This window comes from Dyella amyloliquefaciens (assembly GCF_004296575.1).
Lineage (GTDB): Bacteria > Pseudomonadota > Gammaproteobacteria > Xanthomonadales > Rhodanobacteraceae > Dyella > Dyella amyloliquefaciens.
In genome coordinates this window covers 250,087-264,338 of sequence record NZ_SAYT01000002.1, presented here as the reverse complement: position 1 = coordinate 264,338, position 14,252 = coordinate 250,087, and the positions used below count along the sequence as shown (strand labels likewise).

Annotated in this window: 9 protein-coding genes; 8 read left to right on the top strand and 1 reads right to left on the bottom strand. The window is 66.7% G+C overall.

The features are described 5' to 3' along the window. Positions 1–65: 65 nt before the first annotated feature. The 3 genes from EPB08_RS05710 (at position 66) to EPB08_RS05700 (ending at position 3,981) form a co-directional block, all read left to right on the top strand. The gene (locus EPB08_RS05710) at positions 66–2,393 is read left to right on the top strand and encodes a DNA translocase FtsK (protein WP_130618627.1); all 2,328 of its coding nucleotides are present in this window, start codon (positions 66–68) and stop codon (positions 2,391–2,393) included. Between the two features lie 252 nt (positions 2,394–2,645). Further along, a complete protein-coding gene (gene lolA, locus EPB08_RS05705) occupies positions 2,646–3,305 on the top strand; it encodes an outer membrane lipoprotein periplasmic chaperone LolA (protein ID WP_130618117.1) in 660 nt (219 codons plus the stop codon). Positions 3,306–3,312: 7 nt separating this feature from the next. After that, the gene (locus EPB08_RS05700; protein ID WP_130618116.1) at positions 3,313–3,981 is read left to right on the top strand and encodes a YoaK family protein; all 669 of its coding nucleotides are present in this window, start codon (positions 3,313–3,315) and stop codon (positions 3,979–3,981) included. Positions 3,982–3,992: 11 nt separating this feature from the next. Here the strand turns inward: EPB08_RS05700 and EPB08_RS05695 are convergent, their stop codons facing one another. Next, on the bottom strand, positions 3,993–7,070 hold the full coding sequence (locus EPB08_RS05695) for a ligand-binding sensor domain-containing diguanylate cyclase (RefSeq protein WP_130618115.1): 3,078 nt from the start codon (positions 7,068–7,070) through the stop codon (positions 3,993–3,995). Positions 7,071–7,310: 240 nt separating this feature from the next. On the opposite strand from EPB08_RS05695, the gene EPB08_RS05690 reads away from it, so the two are divergent. From EPB08_RS05690 to EPB08_RS05670, 5 genes are all read left to right on the top strand, one after another. Next, complete coding sequence (locus tag EPB08_RS05690; protein WP_130618114.1) at positions 7,311–7,973, top strand: response regulator transcription factor; 663 nt, start codon at positions 7,311–7,313, stop codon at positions 7,971–7,973. Then, a complete protein-coding gene (locus EPB08_RS05685; protein WP_130618113.1) occupies positions 7,960–9,333 on the top strand; it encodes a sensor histidine kinase in 1,374 nt (457 codons plus the stop codon). Before EPB08_RS05690 ends, EPB08_RS05685 begins: the two co-directional genes overlap by 14 nt. Positions 9,334–9,474: 141 nt before the next feature. Beyond that, complete coding sequence (locus tag EPB08_RS05680) at positions 9,475–10,023, top strand: cytochrome b (RefSeq protein ID WP_130618112.1); 549 nt, start codon at positions 9,475–9,477, stop codon at positions 10,021–10,023. Positions 10,024–10,147: 124 nt separating this feature from the next. After that, entirely contained in the window at positions 10,148–11,176 is a 1,029-nt protein-coding gene (locus EPB08_RS05675; RefSeq protein ID WP_130618111.1) for an efflux RND transporter periplasmic adaptor subunit, read from the top strand. Between the two features lies 1 nt (position 11,177). Next, complete coding sequence (locus tag EPB08_RS05670) at positions 11,178–14,249, top strand: efflux RND transporter permease subunit (protein ID WP_130618110.1); 3,072 nt, start codon at positions 11,178–11,180, stop codon at positions 14,247–14,249. The last annotated feature ends 3 nt before the right edge of the window (positions 14,250–14,252 follow it).

The window sequence follows — 14,252 nt, the reverse complement described above, 5'->3', positions numbered from 1 at the left end:
TGTAACAAAGGTCGGCCGCCATGATGGCGACCGGTCTCACGACAGACGACAGGAAAAGGACCACGGTGCCGCGTAGCGCGAACGTCAAGAAGGAAAAGCAGCGCGAGGGACTCAGCGAAGAGCTGAAGCGCCGCCTGCGCGAGGCCGGTGCGCTGCTGTTGCTGCCGCTGGCGCTGTACCTGCTGGTCTGCCTGTTCAGCTACAACGACCAGGATCCGAGCTGGGGCCATGCCGGTACCGTCGAGCACGCCCGCAACTTCGGCGGCTCCATCGGCGCCAATATCGCCAACGTGCTCCGCTACATCTTCGGTGTGGTGTCCTACTGTTTCCCGCTGCTCCTGTTGTTCCTGGGCATCCAGGTGTTGCGCCATCGCGGCGAACGCACGGTGCAGCCGTGGGAGCCTTCGCTGCGCCTGATCGGTTCGGTGTTCTTCTTCATCACCGCGCCGGCGCTGCTCTATCTCAATTTCAACGACGAGCCGGTGCTACCCCAAGGCGTGGGCGGCATCATCGGCATGTGGGTCGGCCGCGGCCTGCTGAGCGCGCTGGGTGACAAGGGCGCCCCTCTGCTGCTGCTCGCGCTGTTCCTGGTGGCGGTGACGCTGGCCACCGGTCTTTCCTGGTTCAAGGTGATGGACCTGACCGGGCAGGGCGTGCTTAAGCTCGCCGGCTGGTTCGGCGGCAAGCTGCGCGAGGCGCCGGAAGTGCTGGCCGCGCGCCAGGCACGCGCCGAGCGCGAGGTGGTCAAGAAGACCGAGGCCGTGAAGCAGGCCAAGCGCGAGCCCGTGCGCATCGAGACGCCACCGCCGCCGGTGGTCAAAAGCGAGCGCGCCAAGCTGGAAACGCAGATTCCGCTGTTCACCGGCGCCTCGGTGCCGGGCGAGCTGCCGCCGCTGTCGCTGCTGGACGAGGCGCCGCCGCAGGGTCCGGGTTATTCCGAAGAAACGCTCGAGGTCCTGTCGCGCCAGGTCGAGCTGAAGCTCAAGGACTTCCGCATCGAAGCGAAGGTGGTCGGCGTCTATCCGGGCCCGGTCATCACCCGCTTCGAGCTGGAGCCGGCTGCGGGCGTGCGTGGCTCGCAGGTATCCAGCCTCGACAAGGACATCGCGCGCGGCCTTTCCGTGGTCAGCGTGCGCGTGGTCGACGTGATCCCGGGCAAGAACGTCATCGGCCTGGAAATCCCCAACGCCAAGAAGCAGATCGTCTACCTCTCCGAGATCCTGCGTTCGGAAAAGTACGACCAGATGAAGTCGCCGCTGGCGCTGGCGCTGGGCAAGGACATCGCCGGTCGTCCGTCGGTGGCCGACCTGGCGAAGATGCCGCACCTGCTGGTGGCCGGCACCACCGGTTCGGGCAAGTCCGTGGCGGTCAATGCCATGGTCCTGAGCCTGCTCTACAAGAGCAGCCCGAAAGACGTGCGCATGATCATGATCGACCCGAAGATGCTGGAGCTTTCGGTCTACGAAGGCATCCCGCACCTGCTTGCGCCGGTCGTGACGGACATGAAGGAAGCGGCCAACGCGCTGCGCTGGTGCGTGGCCGAGATGGAGCGCCGCTACAAGCTGATGGCCGCCGTGGGCGTGCGCAACCTCGCCGGCTTCAACAAGAAGGTGAAGGAAGCCGAGAACGCCGGCCAGCCGCTGCTGGACCCGCTGTTCCGCCCGAACCCCGAGATGCCGAACCTGGCGGCCGAGCCGCTGGAGCCGCTGTACCACATCGTGATCATCATCGACGAGTTCGCCGACATGATGATGATCGTCGGCAAGAAGGTCGAAGAACTGATCGCCCGCCTCGCGCAGAAGGCGCGTGCCGCCGGCGTGCATCTGATCCTGGCGACGCAACGCCCGTCGGTGGACGTGATCACCGGCCTGATCAAGGCCAACATCCCCACCCGCATCGCGTTCCAGGTGTCGAGCAAGATCGACTCGCGCACCATTCTTGACCAGTCGGGCGCGGAAACGCTGCTCGGCCACGGCGACATGCTCTACCTGCCGCCGGGCACGGCCACGCCGGACCGCGTTCACGGCGCCTTCGTGGACGACCACGAGGTGCACAACGTGGTGAACTGGCTGAGGGCGCAGGGTTCGCCGCAGTACATCGAAGGCGTACTGGAAGAGGTGCAGGCCACCGCGGACGGCAAGTTCATCAACGACTCCGGCCTGCCGCAGGACGGCGAGGAAGGCGGCGACGCCGACGCGCAGCTCTACGACAAGGCCGTGCGCATCGTCACCGAGTCCCGCCGCGCCTCGATTTCCGGCGTGCAGCGCCACCTGCGCATCGGCTACAACCGCGCCGCGCGCCTGATCGAACAGATGGAGCAGGACGGTGTGGTGAGCGCGCCGCAGCACAACGGCAACCGCGAAGTGCTGGCGCCGCCACCGCCGAAGCATTGAGCAGCCGGACGCCACGGCTCTCGGCCGTCATTCCGGCGCAGGCCGGAATCCAGTAGCGGCGAGACTCGATCTTCGCCCCTGTGTCGCGCATGAGGTTTATCGCGACAACCCGGCCATATCGCCACTGGATTCCGGCCTGCGCCGGAATGACGGGCCGGCGTCGCCGCGATGGCGGTCCTGAAGAACCGTGCGCTTTGCCATTAAGCTTGCACCCGTCAAAATTCGCCGATCCGCCTCCCTTCCAGGGCACCTATGAAACGCTCGCTCCTCCTCGTCGCTGCCACCATCGCGCTCTCGCTCGGCAGCCTCGCCCATGCCGCCGGCCCGGCGCGCAGCAAGCTCGACGCCTTCGCCAATGGCCTGCATTCGTTGACCGGCAAGTTCTCCCAGACCATGAGCGATGCCAACGGCCATCCGGGCAAGCCAAGCTCGGGTACGCTCGCGCTGCAGGCGCCGCGCCAGTTCCGCTGGGAAACGCTGGCGCCGTCGAAGCAGACCATCGTGGCCGACGGCAGTCGCGTGTGGTTGTACGACCCGGACCTCGAGCAGGTGACCGTGCGCGTGCAGAGCGCCGAGGAGTCGCACAGCCCGCTGACCGTGCTGACCGACGTGAAGCAGATGGACAAGGACTTCAACGCGGTGGAGCAGGGCGAGCATGACGGCCTGAGCTGGCTGCGCCTCACCTCCAAGGCGAAGGATCCGCAGTTCGACTACGCCGACCTTGGCTTCGATGCCAATGGACTGGCCCGTATGGTGTTCCGCGACCAGCTCGGCACGACGACGGACATCCGTTTCTCGGGATGGCAGCGCAACGTCGACGTCCCGGCGTCCACCTTCAACTTCGTCCCGCCGCCGGGCGCAGACGTGATCGGCGACCTGCCGGTCATCCAGACCCAACCCATCAAGAACTGATCGCGCCATGCTGCGCCAGCTGCCTCGCTGGGCCTGGATTGGCGGCGGGCTGCTGGCGTTCATTGCCGGCAGCATCAATACGGTCGGTTACCTGTGTTTCCGGCATCAGCCGGTTACCCATCTGACCGGCACCAGCACCGAGCTGGGCATTGCCATGGCCAACCTGGATGCAGGAGAGATCCTGCATTGGGGCCTGACCATCGGCGCGTTCCTGCTGGGCGCAATGCTCAGCGGATTCATCGTGCAGCAGCGCACGTTGCAGCTGGGCAGGCGTTATGGCGTCGTGCTGATGATCGAGTCGGCACTGCTGTTCGCTGCCACGCCATTGATCCATGGCGCCAGCGACCTTGGCCTGTACTTCGCGTCGATGGCCTGCGGGCTGCAGAACGCCATGGTCAGCACCTATAGCGGCGCCACGTTCCGCACCACGCATCTTTCGGGCATCTTCACGGATCTTGGCATCTACGTGGGGCAGGCCTTGCGTGGCCTGCCGGTGGATCGCCTGCGCATCCAGGTGTGCCTGCTGGTGGCGAGCCACTTCATTGTCGGCGCCATGGCCGGCGCATTGGGATTTGCGGTCTTGCAGGAGCGTGTGTTGCTGGTGCCTGCCGTGGTCACCGGCGCCGCGGGGCTGGGCTACACGATCTATCGCAACCGCATGCTGCGCCGGCGCTGACGGCGCAAGGCTTACTCCGCCGCCTTCGCGCGATTGCGTCCGTTGCGCTTGGCTTCGTAGAGCGCGCCGTCCGCGCGCGACAGCCATTGCGACAGCGATTCGCCTTCCTGGTAGGCGGCCACGCCGATGCTGATGGTGACGGCAACGGTAGCGCCGTCGTGCTCGAACGGCGTGCCGGCGATCGCGCCGCGGATGCACTCGGCGATTGCCATGCTCGGTCCGAGGCCGGTGCCCGGCAGGCAGATCACCAGTTCCTCGCCGCCATAACGGCCGATCAGGTCGATGCCGCGGCATTGCTGGCGCATCGTCTGGCACACATGGCGGATCACGGCATCGCCCGTCAGGTGGCCATGCGTATCGTTGATGACCTTGAATCCGTCCAGATCGAGCAGCGCGATGCAGGCCTCGCCCTCGCGTGATTCGAGTCGCACCTGCTCGGCCAGCTCAAAGAAGCGGCGTCGGTTCAGGGCTCCGGTCAGCGGGTCGGTGCTGGCCAGTTCGTCCAGTCGCTGGTTGGCGATCAGCAGGTCGTGCGTGCGCAGGTCCACCTGCTGCTGCAGCTGCTGCGCCTGACGCCGCAGGTACAGCGTGCGCAGCTGCGTCACCAGGTAGAGCAGCGCGAGCAGCAGCACGCCGAACCCCACCAGGGCGGCGATGGTTTCGTACCAGCGGGGTGCGACGGTGACCGACAGCGAGCTTTCGATCGTACGGGGCTGCATGCCCTGGGTCTGCGCGCGCAGGCGCAGCAGGTAGTCACCGTGCGGAAGGTTGGTATAGATGGCGGCGGGCTGGCTGCCGCGCGGCACATGGACCCAGTCCTCGTCCATCCCGTCCAGGCGGTAGCTATAGCTGGTGTCCGCCGTGGCCTGGAAATCGAGCAACGCAAAGTCCACGCGCAGGCTGCGGCTGTGCGAGCCCAGATGCAGGGATTCGCCGGGCCGCGGTAGTTGGCCGAAAGGCAGCGGATTGCCGTTGATCGCGGCCAGGGTGACGGCAAGGGGTGCGTCGGTGGACTCGGGTGGCTGCCAGCCGGGCCGCAGCACGGTCAGCCCGCCCAGTCCCCCGAACAGCAGTTCGCCATCGGGCGCGCGTGCCGCGGCGGCATAGACATAGCTGGCGATGTGCAAGCCGTCGCGTGCACCCAGGTTGTGCATGGCATGCGTGTTGCCGTCCATCATCGAAATGCCGTTCGGCAGGCTGACCCACAGGTTGCCGAGGTCGTCGGACAGCGCGGCGTTGATGTTGTCGCTGCTGAGGCCGTCGCGCGTATCGAAACGCTTGAAGCGGTAGGGCTCGCCGGCCGCCCGCGATTCCAGCATGGCCAGGCCGCCGTAGGTGCCGATCCACAGGTTGCCTTGCGGGTCGGTGGTGATCGAGCTGGCCAGATTGTTGGGCAGGCTGGTCGGGTCGTCGGGGCGATTGAGCAGGTTCTCGAAGTTGCGGTCCTGCGAGCCGTTCGCGGCGACGCTGATGCCGCGGCCGGTCACGTACCAGATCTGGCTACCCACCCGCGAAATCAGTCGCACGGTGTCGCTGGCGAGGCTGCGCGGGTCGCTGGGGTTGTTGCCGAAATGGGTGAGGGCACGCGTGTGCAGGTCGTACCGGTAGACCCCGTCGTAAGTGGCGATCAGCAGTCGGTCGCCGTCGGGCAGCAGGTGCAGTACCGGCGAAGCTTCGAGCATCGGTATGACCGAATTCTGGATGTCGAGTGTCGCCGGATCGATCCGCGCAAGCCCCTGTGTGCCGACCCAGATCGTGCCATCGTGGGTTTCGGCGAAGGCTTGCACGTCACGTCGCGCCTGGTCGCCGCCAAGCTGAAGGTGGTGGATGACGCCGTGGTCGAGGTCAATGAGCTCGATGTTGCCGGCATTCATGCCCAGCCAGATGCGCCGATGCGAGTCGACGAAGATGGTGCGCACGTTCGAGCTGGCCAGTGCGCGTGCGTCGTGCGAAGAGGGCAGCAGGGCAAAAGCCTTGCGTGCTTCGACGTTGTTGCGCGCCACGCCGAGGTCGGTCGCGACCCAGATGTTGCCCGAGCGATCGCGCATGAGCGCACGCACCGCGTCCCCGGGCAGGGAAGAGGGCATGGCGGTATCGTGGGTGATGGCACGCAGCGTTCCGTCGCTTGGCTTATAGGCCAGTACGCCATCACCGTCGGTGGCCAGCCAGAGCGTGTCGGGGTCCACCTCCACGAAATCCCGCACGGTGGCGCGGCGCTCGTGATTGCGCTGGAAGCCGCTGAAGCCTTCGACGGCATGCCAATGTTCGTTCGCGTCGCGATAGACCGCGCCGGCCTGCGTGCTGCCTACCCACAGGCGTCCCGCGCGGTCCTCGTCCAGTGCCCAGATGCCATCGTTGAGCACGGCATCCACGGTGCCGCGGTCCGCGGGCCGAGGAGCGCGCTCGAACGCATGGTCGCCCTGATGCCGGACGAACAGGCCGTTGTTGTTGCCCAGCCAGAGATTCCCGGCCCGATCCTGCAGCACGCTGAAGTTGCGCGGCGAGGTGCCGGCGCCGGTGGGCACGACGACGATCTGGTTGGTGTGCAGGTCAAGGCGATCAAGGCCGTGTTCGCCCGCGATCCACACGCCGTCGTTGCCATCGCGCGCCAGTGCGTAAATCTTGCGCGAGCTCGTGCCGTCCTTGCCGACCGGATAGGTGTGGAACGCATTGTGCAAAGGATTGAAGCGGCTCAGTCCACCCGAGTTCGTGGCGATCAGCATGCCGCCATCCGGCAGCGCCAGCAGGGCGCGCACATAGGCGTCGGGAAGATCGGCCTTGGGACCGCCGGTGGCCGTGAACACCTGCATGCGAAAGCCGTCGTATCGCACCAGGCCGCTCTGCGTGCCGATCCACACCAGTCCACGCTGGTCCTGCGCGAGAGCTGTCGTCAGCGAATGTGGCAGGCCGTCGCTGACACCCACCCGGTCGAACCAGGGCATGTCGAAGGCCGCCCAGGGATCTTCGGCGGCCCGCGCACCGAACGACAGGCCCGCGAGCAGCAGGAGCAGCCAACAGCAGCGCACGAAGCGGATCAGCGGATGGATCCTCGGCAGGAGGCACGTGCGCGCAGCGAACACGGTCCACATGTGGGCGCGTGGTCCGGGACGACAGTTCGCTTGTATCGCCATGGCCTTCGCCCCACCGATAGCTCCCGCTGAAAGCGCACCAGGCGCGGTCCACATGATAACGGCTGGCGGGGGATTTCCCGAGATGCCCTATGATCGGCGGATGACTGTGCGAGCGGTGTTACAAGGTTGCGTCCCGCTGGGAGCGCGCGTATCGAGTGTCTGCAGCCCCGGCGCTGTCCCATCCCCGCGATCATTCCCATGCGGCTGCTGATCGTCGAGGACTCGCCCACGCTGGGGCCGGACCTGCGCATCGCGCTGACCCGCGACGGGCATGCGGTGGACCTCGCCGTCGATGGTGTGCAGGCGCTGGCCTTCGTGGCCGCCTATGCCTATGACGTGGTGGTGCTCGACCTGATGTTGCCCAAGGTGGATGGCTGGTCCGTGCTGCAGCGGATCCGCCAGGGGGAGGGCAGCCCCGGCGTGCTGGTGTTGTCCGCGCGCGACCAGGTGGCCGACCGGGTGCAGGCGCTGAACCTCGGTGCCGACGATTACCTGGTGAAGCCCTTTGCCTACGACGAGTTGCTGGCGCGCGTGCTGGCCATTTCGCGCCGTGGGCAGGTCCAGTTGCCGCTGCTGCGCGCCGGGGCGCTGGAGGTGGATCCGCGTGCGAGGCTGGCCCGCGTCGATGGCGCGGTGTTGGCGTTGACGCCCAAGGAATACGCGCTGATGGAGGCCTTGCTGGTTCAGCGCGGCATCGTGCTGGCACGCGGCGAATTGTTCGAGCGACTGTATGACGCGCGCAGCGAAGCGTCCGACAAGGTGATCGAGGTGCTGGTGAGCACGCTGCGCGCCAAGCTCGCGCGCGCCGGCTTGCCCGAGTTGATCGAGACGCGACGCGGGTTCGGCTATGTCGTGGCGTAACTGGCTGCTCCGCTCCATCCACGGGCGACTGCTGCTCACGCTGTGCGTGGGGCTGAGCCTGCTGATGGCGCTGATGTTCGTGTCGCTCGACTACAGCATCGACCGCAAGATCTACCAGCGGCTCGACGACGACCTGCTGCAACGGGCGCGGGGCATTGCGGCCCTGCTGGAAACCCCGCCCACCGACGTGGCGATGGCGCGCCTGCAGACGTTGCATCCCGCCTATGCTGGCGGCGGCCATACGGAGTTCCTGCAGGTGTGGGATGCCGAACGCCGCACCCTTGTGGTTTCCGGCAGCAATGCGGCCGGCCGGCTCGAACTGCCATCCGGCATGAAGGCCAATCAGCCGCTCTTCTACGATCTGGCCTTGCCCGACAACCATCGCGGCCGCGCCGTCGCCCTGCGCCTGCTGTTTCCTGGCACGAGCGAGCCGGCCACGCTGGTGGTGGCGGAGGAACGGGAGCACGTCGATCGTTTCGAGCGTGGCGTGCACGTCGCACTGTTGATCGGCGTGCTCGCTACCGCCCTGTCGGCGGCGTTGCTTGCCATCATTACGGTGAGGCGGGGCTTGCGGCCCTTGCTGCGGTTCGGTCAGGTGGCGCGCACCCCGAACGAGGCACCGCACTTGCCGCAGACCCAGCTGCCGCGCGAGCTGACGCCATTCGCCGAGGCACTCAATGGCGCCTTCGACCGGCTGCATGCGGGGATGGAGCGCGAGCGCCGTTTTTCCCACGACGTGGCCCACGAGCTGCGCACGCCGCTGGCCGAAATGCGGGCTGCGGTGGAATTGGCGCAGCGCGATCCTGGCCAGGCGTCATCGCTGGACAATGCCAGCGCCGCGATCGATCGCATGCAGCGCTGCATCGACAGCCTGCTTGCCGTGTCGAGCTATGAATCGGGCCTGGCGCAGCCGGAACTCGAGCCCATGGACCTGGTGCCCTTGCTGCGCCGGGCCATGGGCGCGGATGCGCGGATCAGTGCGAGCCTTCCTGCGGAAGCCTGGGTACAGTCTGATCCGGCCTTGCTCGAACGCATCGTCGACAACCTCATGCTCAATGCGCGCGAATACGCGCCTGTCGATAGCGGCATCAACGTGGCCTTGGCCAGGACGCAGGGACAGTGGCATCTGCGCATCGGCAACGCGACGCCCGATCTGAGCGAGGCGGATCTGCCGCACCTGGGTCAGCGCTTCTGGCGGAAGTCGCCGGCTCGCGAAGCCACGCTTCATGGCGGCCTGGGGCTGGCCCTGGCCGGCACGCTGGCAGGCGTGCTCTCCACCGAGCTGCGTTACGAACTGCGTGAAGGCGTGCTATGGGTAACGTTGGGGCCGTTGCCGGATATCGAATCGATTGAGGCTTAGCGGGCTGGTGCCGCCGCAGTCGCTTGACCTGGTCCCGAAATTAAGCAAAACCAAAGCCTCGTGCCCGAAGCTGGTCGTTGGTCGGGCTTAGGGCGCGTGCATCGACAGCCCTGCGTCATCGTTTTCGCCAGAGAGGTCATCATGTCAGCTGCCCGTTACACGCCATGGATGCGTCGCTTTCACTGGGCGATTGCCTGGTTCATCGTCTTTGCCCTGGTGCTGATCGAGGTCAAGGGCTGGTTTCCGCGTGGTTCGGCCTCACGCACCGCGGTGAAGTGGGGGCACATGCAGTTCGGCATCGCGGTGCTGCTGCTGATGGTGCCTCGCCTGCTGGTCCGCCTGCGCCATGCGGCACCGCCGATCACACCGGAGCCGCCGCGTTGGCAAGCCTTGCTGAGCAAGCTGGTGCACCTTGCGCTGTATTTGCTTGCGTTTGCCGTGCCGCTGCTCGGCGTAACGATGATGTTCATTGCCGGCAAGCCGTGGAACCTGCTGGGGCTGCCGTTGCCCGTGCTGGCGACACCCAATCCCGATCTTGCGCACGCGATCGAGGACATCCACGAGACCATCGGCAACGTGCTGATGTGGCTGGCCATCGCCCACGTGGCTGCTGCCTTGTTCCATCACTTCGTGCAGCGCGACGACACGCTGCTGCGCATGCTTCCCGGAAAACGCAACCGCTTCCGCTGAGGGTTGGGTCCAGCGCGTCGCAATCCACCGCGACGTGCTGCCGCGGTAATACCTTCGCCGTCTTAAGCAGCTTCAAAGCTCGCGCTTCAGATACTCGCCGCAGCATTGCTACGGGAGATCTTGCATGCGTCGTTGGTTTGCTGGCCTGGGGCTGGCGTCCCTGGTGGTTACGGCCGCACTGGCTGCTGAGCCGGTGGTTGCCATACCGACAGCGCGTGCCGCGCGCGTCGATCGCGTGCCGCTGGATCAGTTGCCTGCCACCGTAAAGCTGCCCCTGGAAGGAACGGCCGTCGTGGTCACTCCGTTGGGTGGCATCGCACTCGAAGTGTTGGTGCGCGAGGGCGATACGGTCAAGCGCGGGCAGGTGTTTGCCCGCCTCCAAAGCCGGGAGGCGATGACGCTGGCCGCGGATCTGTCGGCGGCCCAGGGTGCTTACCGGGTTGCTGCCGCGCAGGCGGGACGCGACGAGCAGTTGCTCAAGGAAGGCATCGTGCCCGAGTCGCGGCTGCAGGCCAGCGTCGCCTCGCGCGACGCCACGGCGGCGCGCGTGCGCGAACTGCAGGCGGCTCGTGCCTGGGCTCCCGCTGCCTCGGGTTCGGGCATGGGGGTCTACGAGCTACGCGCCCCGATGGACGGTCGCGTGATCGAACGCGCCATGCAGCCGGGTGGCACGTATGACGCGTTGGCCAAGGCCTTCGTCGTCGTGGCTGGCCAGCGCGTGATGCTCGAGTTGCGGGTGCCGGCTTCGTTCGCGACCCAGGTGCGCCGCGGCCAGGAGGTGCGAACCCGCGAAGGCGCCATCGCGAAAGTCAGCGAAACCGGCGGCGCACTGGATGTGGCCAGCCAGACGGTGCTGGTTCGTGCGGAGGGTGAGGCGGGTTCCCTGCTGCCGGGCATGCAGACCAGCGCCACGCTGTGGTTGCCTGCGCCGCAGGATGCGGTATCCGTGCCGAGTGGCGCGCTGCTGGGCGAGGGCGGCGCCGCCCTGGTTTTCATGCGCACCGCCACCGGTTTCCGCGCCGTGGACGTGACCGTGCTGGCTCGCGACGGCGAGTCGCGGCGCACCGTGCGCGGTGGTCTGAAGCATGGCGATGAAGTCGCCACGGGCATGCTCGATACGCTCCGGGCGCGTACGTCTACGGAAGGGCAGTGAGATGCTGCAGCGACTCATTGCATTCTCGCTCGCGCAGCGCCTGCTCGTGCTGGTGGTGGCCCTGGGGCTGGTGGCGGCCGGCGTATGGGCGTTCCTGCGCCTGCCCATCGACGCGTATCCGAATATCGCGCCCACCCAGGTGAAGCTGATCCTGAAGGCGCCCGGCATGACGCCCGAAGAGGTGGAAAGCCGCGTCGTGGTGCCGCTGGAAATGGAGCTGCTGGGCGTACCCAGTGCGGTGATGCTGCGCTCCACCGCCAAGTACGCCATCGCCGACATCACCCTCGATTTCGAGGAAGGCACGGACATCTATTGGGCGCGCCAGCAGGTGGCCGAACGATTCGCTGGTGCGTCGGCCGAGTTGCCCGCCGATGTGAGTGGTGGGCTGGCGCCGATGTCCACGCCGTTGTCGGACATGTTCATGTTCACTATCGAAGGCGGGCATCTTTCGCTGGCCGAGCGCCGCAACCTGCTGGACTGGACCATTCGTCCCGCGCTGCGCACGATTCCCGGCGTGGCCGATCTCAATGCGCTTGGGGGCGAGGTCCGCAGTTTTCTCGTGACGCCCGATCGTTCGCGTCTTTCCGCGGCCGGGCTGCATTTCCGTGACGTTGTCGACGCCATCGGGCGCAACAACCGCAACGATGGCTCGGGACGTTTGCGTGACGGTGAGGATGCCCTGATCGTGCGTACGGCCGGCGCCATCGCCACGCTCGATGACTTGCGGCAAGTGGTGATTACCATGCGAGGTGACGTGCCGATCCGCGTGGGCGATGTCGCCAAGGTCGGTTACGGCGCTCTGACCCGCTACGGCGCCGTTACCCGTGATGGTGAGGGCGAAGCGGTCGAAGGCCTGGTGGTCGGCCTGCGTGGCGCCGATGCATCGCAGACGGTGATGGCGGTGCGCGAGCGGCTGGCCGAGCTGCAAGGCAGCCTGCCGGCCGGGGTGCGCATCGAGACGTTCTATGACCGCAGCGGCCTGATCAAGCGTGCGGTGGGCACGGTGCAGAGTGCCTTGGTAGAAGCCAGCGTGCTGGTGGTGATCCTGTTGCTGCTGTTCCTGGGCGACGTGCGTGCGGCGCTGGTGGTCTCGGTGACCTTGCCGCTTGCCGTGCTCGGTACCTTCCTGCTGATGCACTTCGTCGGCATGAGCGCCAACCTGATGAGCCTGGGTGGCCTGGCCATTGCCATCGGCATGCTGGTCGATGCGGCCGTCGTGGTGGTGGAGAACACGGTGAGCCGGCTTGCTCCGGCAGCGCACGGGGAGGAGGCGCCTCTGCCGCGCCTGCATCGCGTCTATCGCGCCGCACGCGAAGTGGCGGTGCCCGTCACCGCGGGCATCGTCATCATTGCGCTGGTGTTCGCGCCGTTGCTGAGCCTGCAGGGCCTGGAGGGCAAGCTGTTCGCCCCGGTCGCGCTGACCATCGTGTTTGCGCTGGCGGCATCATTGCTGCTGTCGCTCACCGTGATACCGGTGCTTTGCTCGCTGATCCTGCGCGAAGGCGCCCATCGCGAGCCCTGGCTGATGCGCCAGCTGGAGCGTGGCTATCGTCCGTTGCTCGACTGGTCGCTCAGCCATGGCCGCGCGATGGCAGCGATGGCCGCCATCGGTCTCGCTGTTGGCGCGGTGGCTTACGTGAGCACCGGCAAGACCTTCATGCCCACCATGGACGAAGGCGACATGCTGGTGCAGCTGGTGAAGCCGGCCTCGGTGTCGCTGGAGGCCTCGCGCGACCTGGACCTGAAGATCGAGCGCGCCATCAAGGCGAAGCTGCCGGAGGTGGAGCATGTGGTCGCCCGTCTCGGTTCGGATGAACTCGGCCTCGACCCGATGGGCCTCAACGAGACCGACATGTTCCTGCAGCTGAAGCCCCGCAAGGATTGGCGTGGCCCGGATGCCGCGTGGCTGGAACAGCAGCTGCGCGAGGTGATGAGCGGCTTCCCCGAAGTGGAGTTCGGCTTCACCCAGCCTATTCAGATGCGCGTATCGGAAATGCTCACCGGCAGTCGCGGCGACGTGGCAATCAAGGTTTTCGGTCCCGACTTGCAGGTGCTCAACGAACTGGCGAACCGCATGGCCGCCGTCCTGGAGCGTACGCGGGGCAGTCAGGACGTGCTCGCCCAGACCCAGGAAGGCATGCGGTACCTCGGCGTGCAGGTCGATCGCCAGGCGGCGGGCCGGTATGGGCTGGACGTCAGCGCCGTGCAGGACGAACTCCGCGCCCAGCTCGAAGGAAGCCAGGCGGGTGTGGTGATCGAGCAGCAGCGTCGCACGCCGATCCTGGTGCGCGGTGATGAGCAGGTCGCCAATGCGCCCGAACGTTTCGGCCAGATCAGCGTGGCCCGCGCCGACGGTGGCGAGGTGCCGCTGGAGCATCTCGCCACGCTGGAGGCAACCAGCGGCCCGGTGCAGGTGCGTCGCGAGAATGCCTCGCGCTATGCGCTGGTGCAGGCGAACGTCAGTGGCCGGGATCTGGTCGGCTTCGTCGATGAGGCGCGTGCGGCCGTGGAAAGCGAAGTGCAGCTGCCCGCGGGTTATCGCGTCAGCTGGGGCGGACAGTTCGAAAACCAGCAGCGTGCCGCGGCGCGACTGGGCCTGGTGGTGCCGGCAGCGCTGGGCATGATTTTCCTGGTGCTGTTTTTCACTTTCGGTGCCGTGCGCGAGGCGCTGCTGATCCTTTGCAATATCCCGTTTGCCCTCGTCGGCGGCGTGGTCGCGCTGTGGTTGTCGGGTCAGTACCTGTCGGTGCCGGCGTCGGTGGGCTTCATCGCCTTGCTTGGCATTGCCGTGCTCAACGGCCTGGTACTGGTGTCGTTCTTCAACCAGCTGCGCGAATCCGGCATGCCGCTGGAGCAGGTGGTGCGCGAAGGCGCGCTGCGCCGGCTGCGTCCCGTACTGATGACGGCTTCCATTACCGCGCTGGGGTTGGTGCCGCTGTTGTTCGCCAGCGGCCCTGGCTCCGAAGTGCAGCGACCCTTGGCCGTGGTGGTGATCGGTGGCCTGGTGACCTCCACGGCGCTCACGCTGTTGCTGCTTCCCGTGCTGTTCCGCCGCTTTTGCGCCGCGAGGTAAGCC

Bases quoted from the DNA above. Each gene is read 5' to 3' on its own strand.
- EPB08_RS05690 (WP_130618114.1), top strand. From the start codon at position 7,311: ATGCGGCTGCTGATCGTCGAGGACTCGCCCACGCTGGGGCCGGACCTG.
- EPB08_RS05685 (WP_130618113.1), top strand. From the start codon at position 7,960: ATGTCGTGGCGTAACTGGCTGCTCCGCTCCATCCACGGGCGACTGCTG.
- lolA (WP_130618117.1), top strand. From the start codon at position 2,646: ATGAAACGCTCGCTCCTCCTCGTCGCTGCCACCATCGCGCTCTCGCTC.
- EPB08_RS05700 (WP_130618116.1), top strand. From the start codon at position 3,313: ATGCTGCGCCAGCTGCCTCGCTGGGCCTGGATTGGCGGCGGGCTGCTG.
- EPB08_RS05680 (WP_130618112.1), top strand. From the start codon at position 9,475: ATGTCAGCTGCCCGTTACACGCCATGGATGCGTCGCTTTCACTGGGCG.
- EPB08_RS05675 (WP_130618111.1), top strand. From the start codon at position 10,148: ATGCGTCGTTGGTTTGCTGGCCTGGGGCTGGCGTCCCTGGTGGTTACG.
- EPB08_RS05695 (WP_130618115.1), bottom strand. From the start codon at position 7,070: ATGTGGACCGTGTTCGCTGCGCGCACGTGCCTCCTGCCGAGGATCCAT.
- EPB08_RS05670 (WP_130618110.1), top strand. From the start codon at position 11,178: ATGCTGCAGCGACTCATTGCATTCTCGCTCGCGCAGCGCCTGCTCGTG.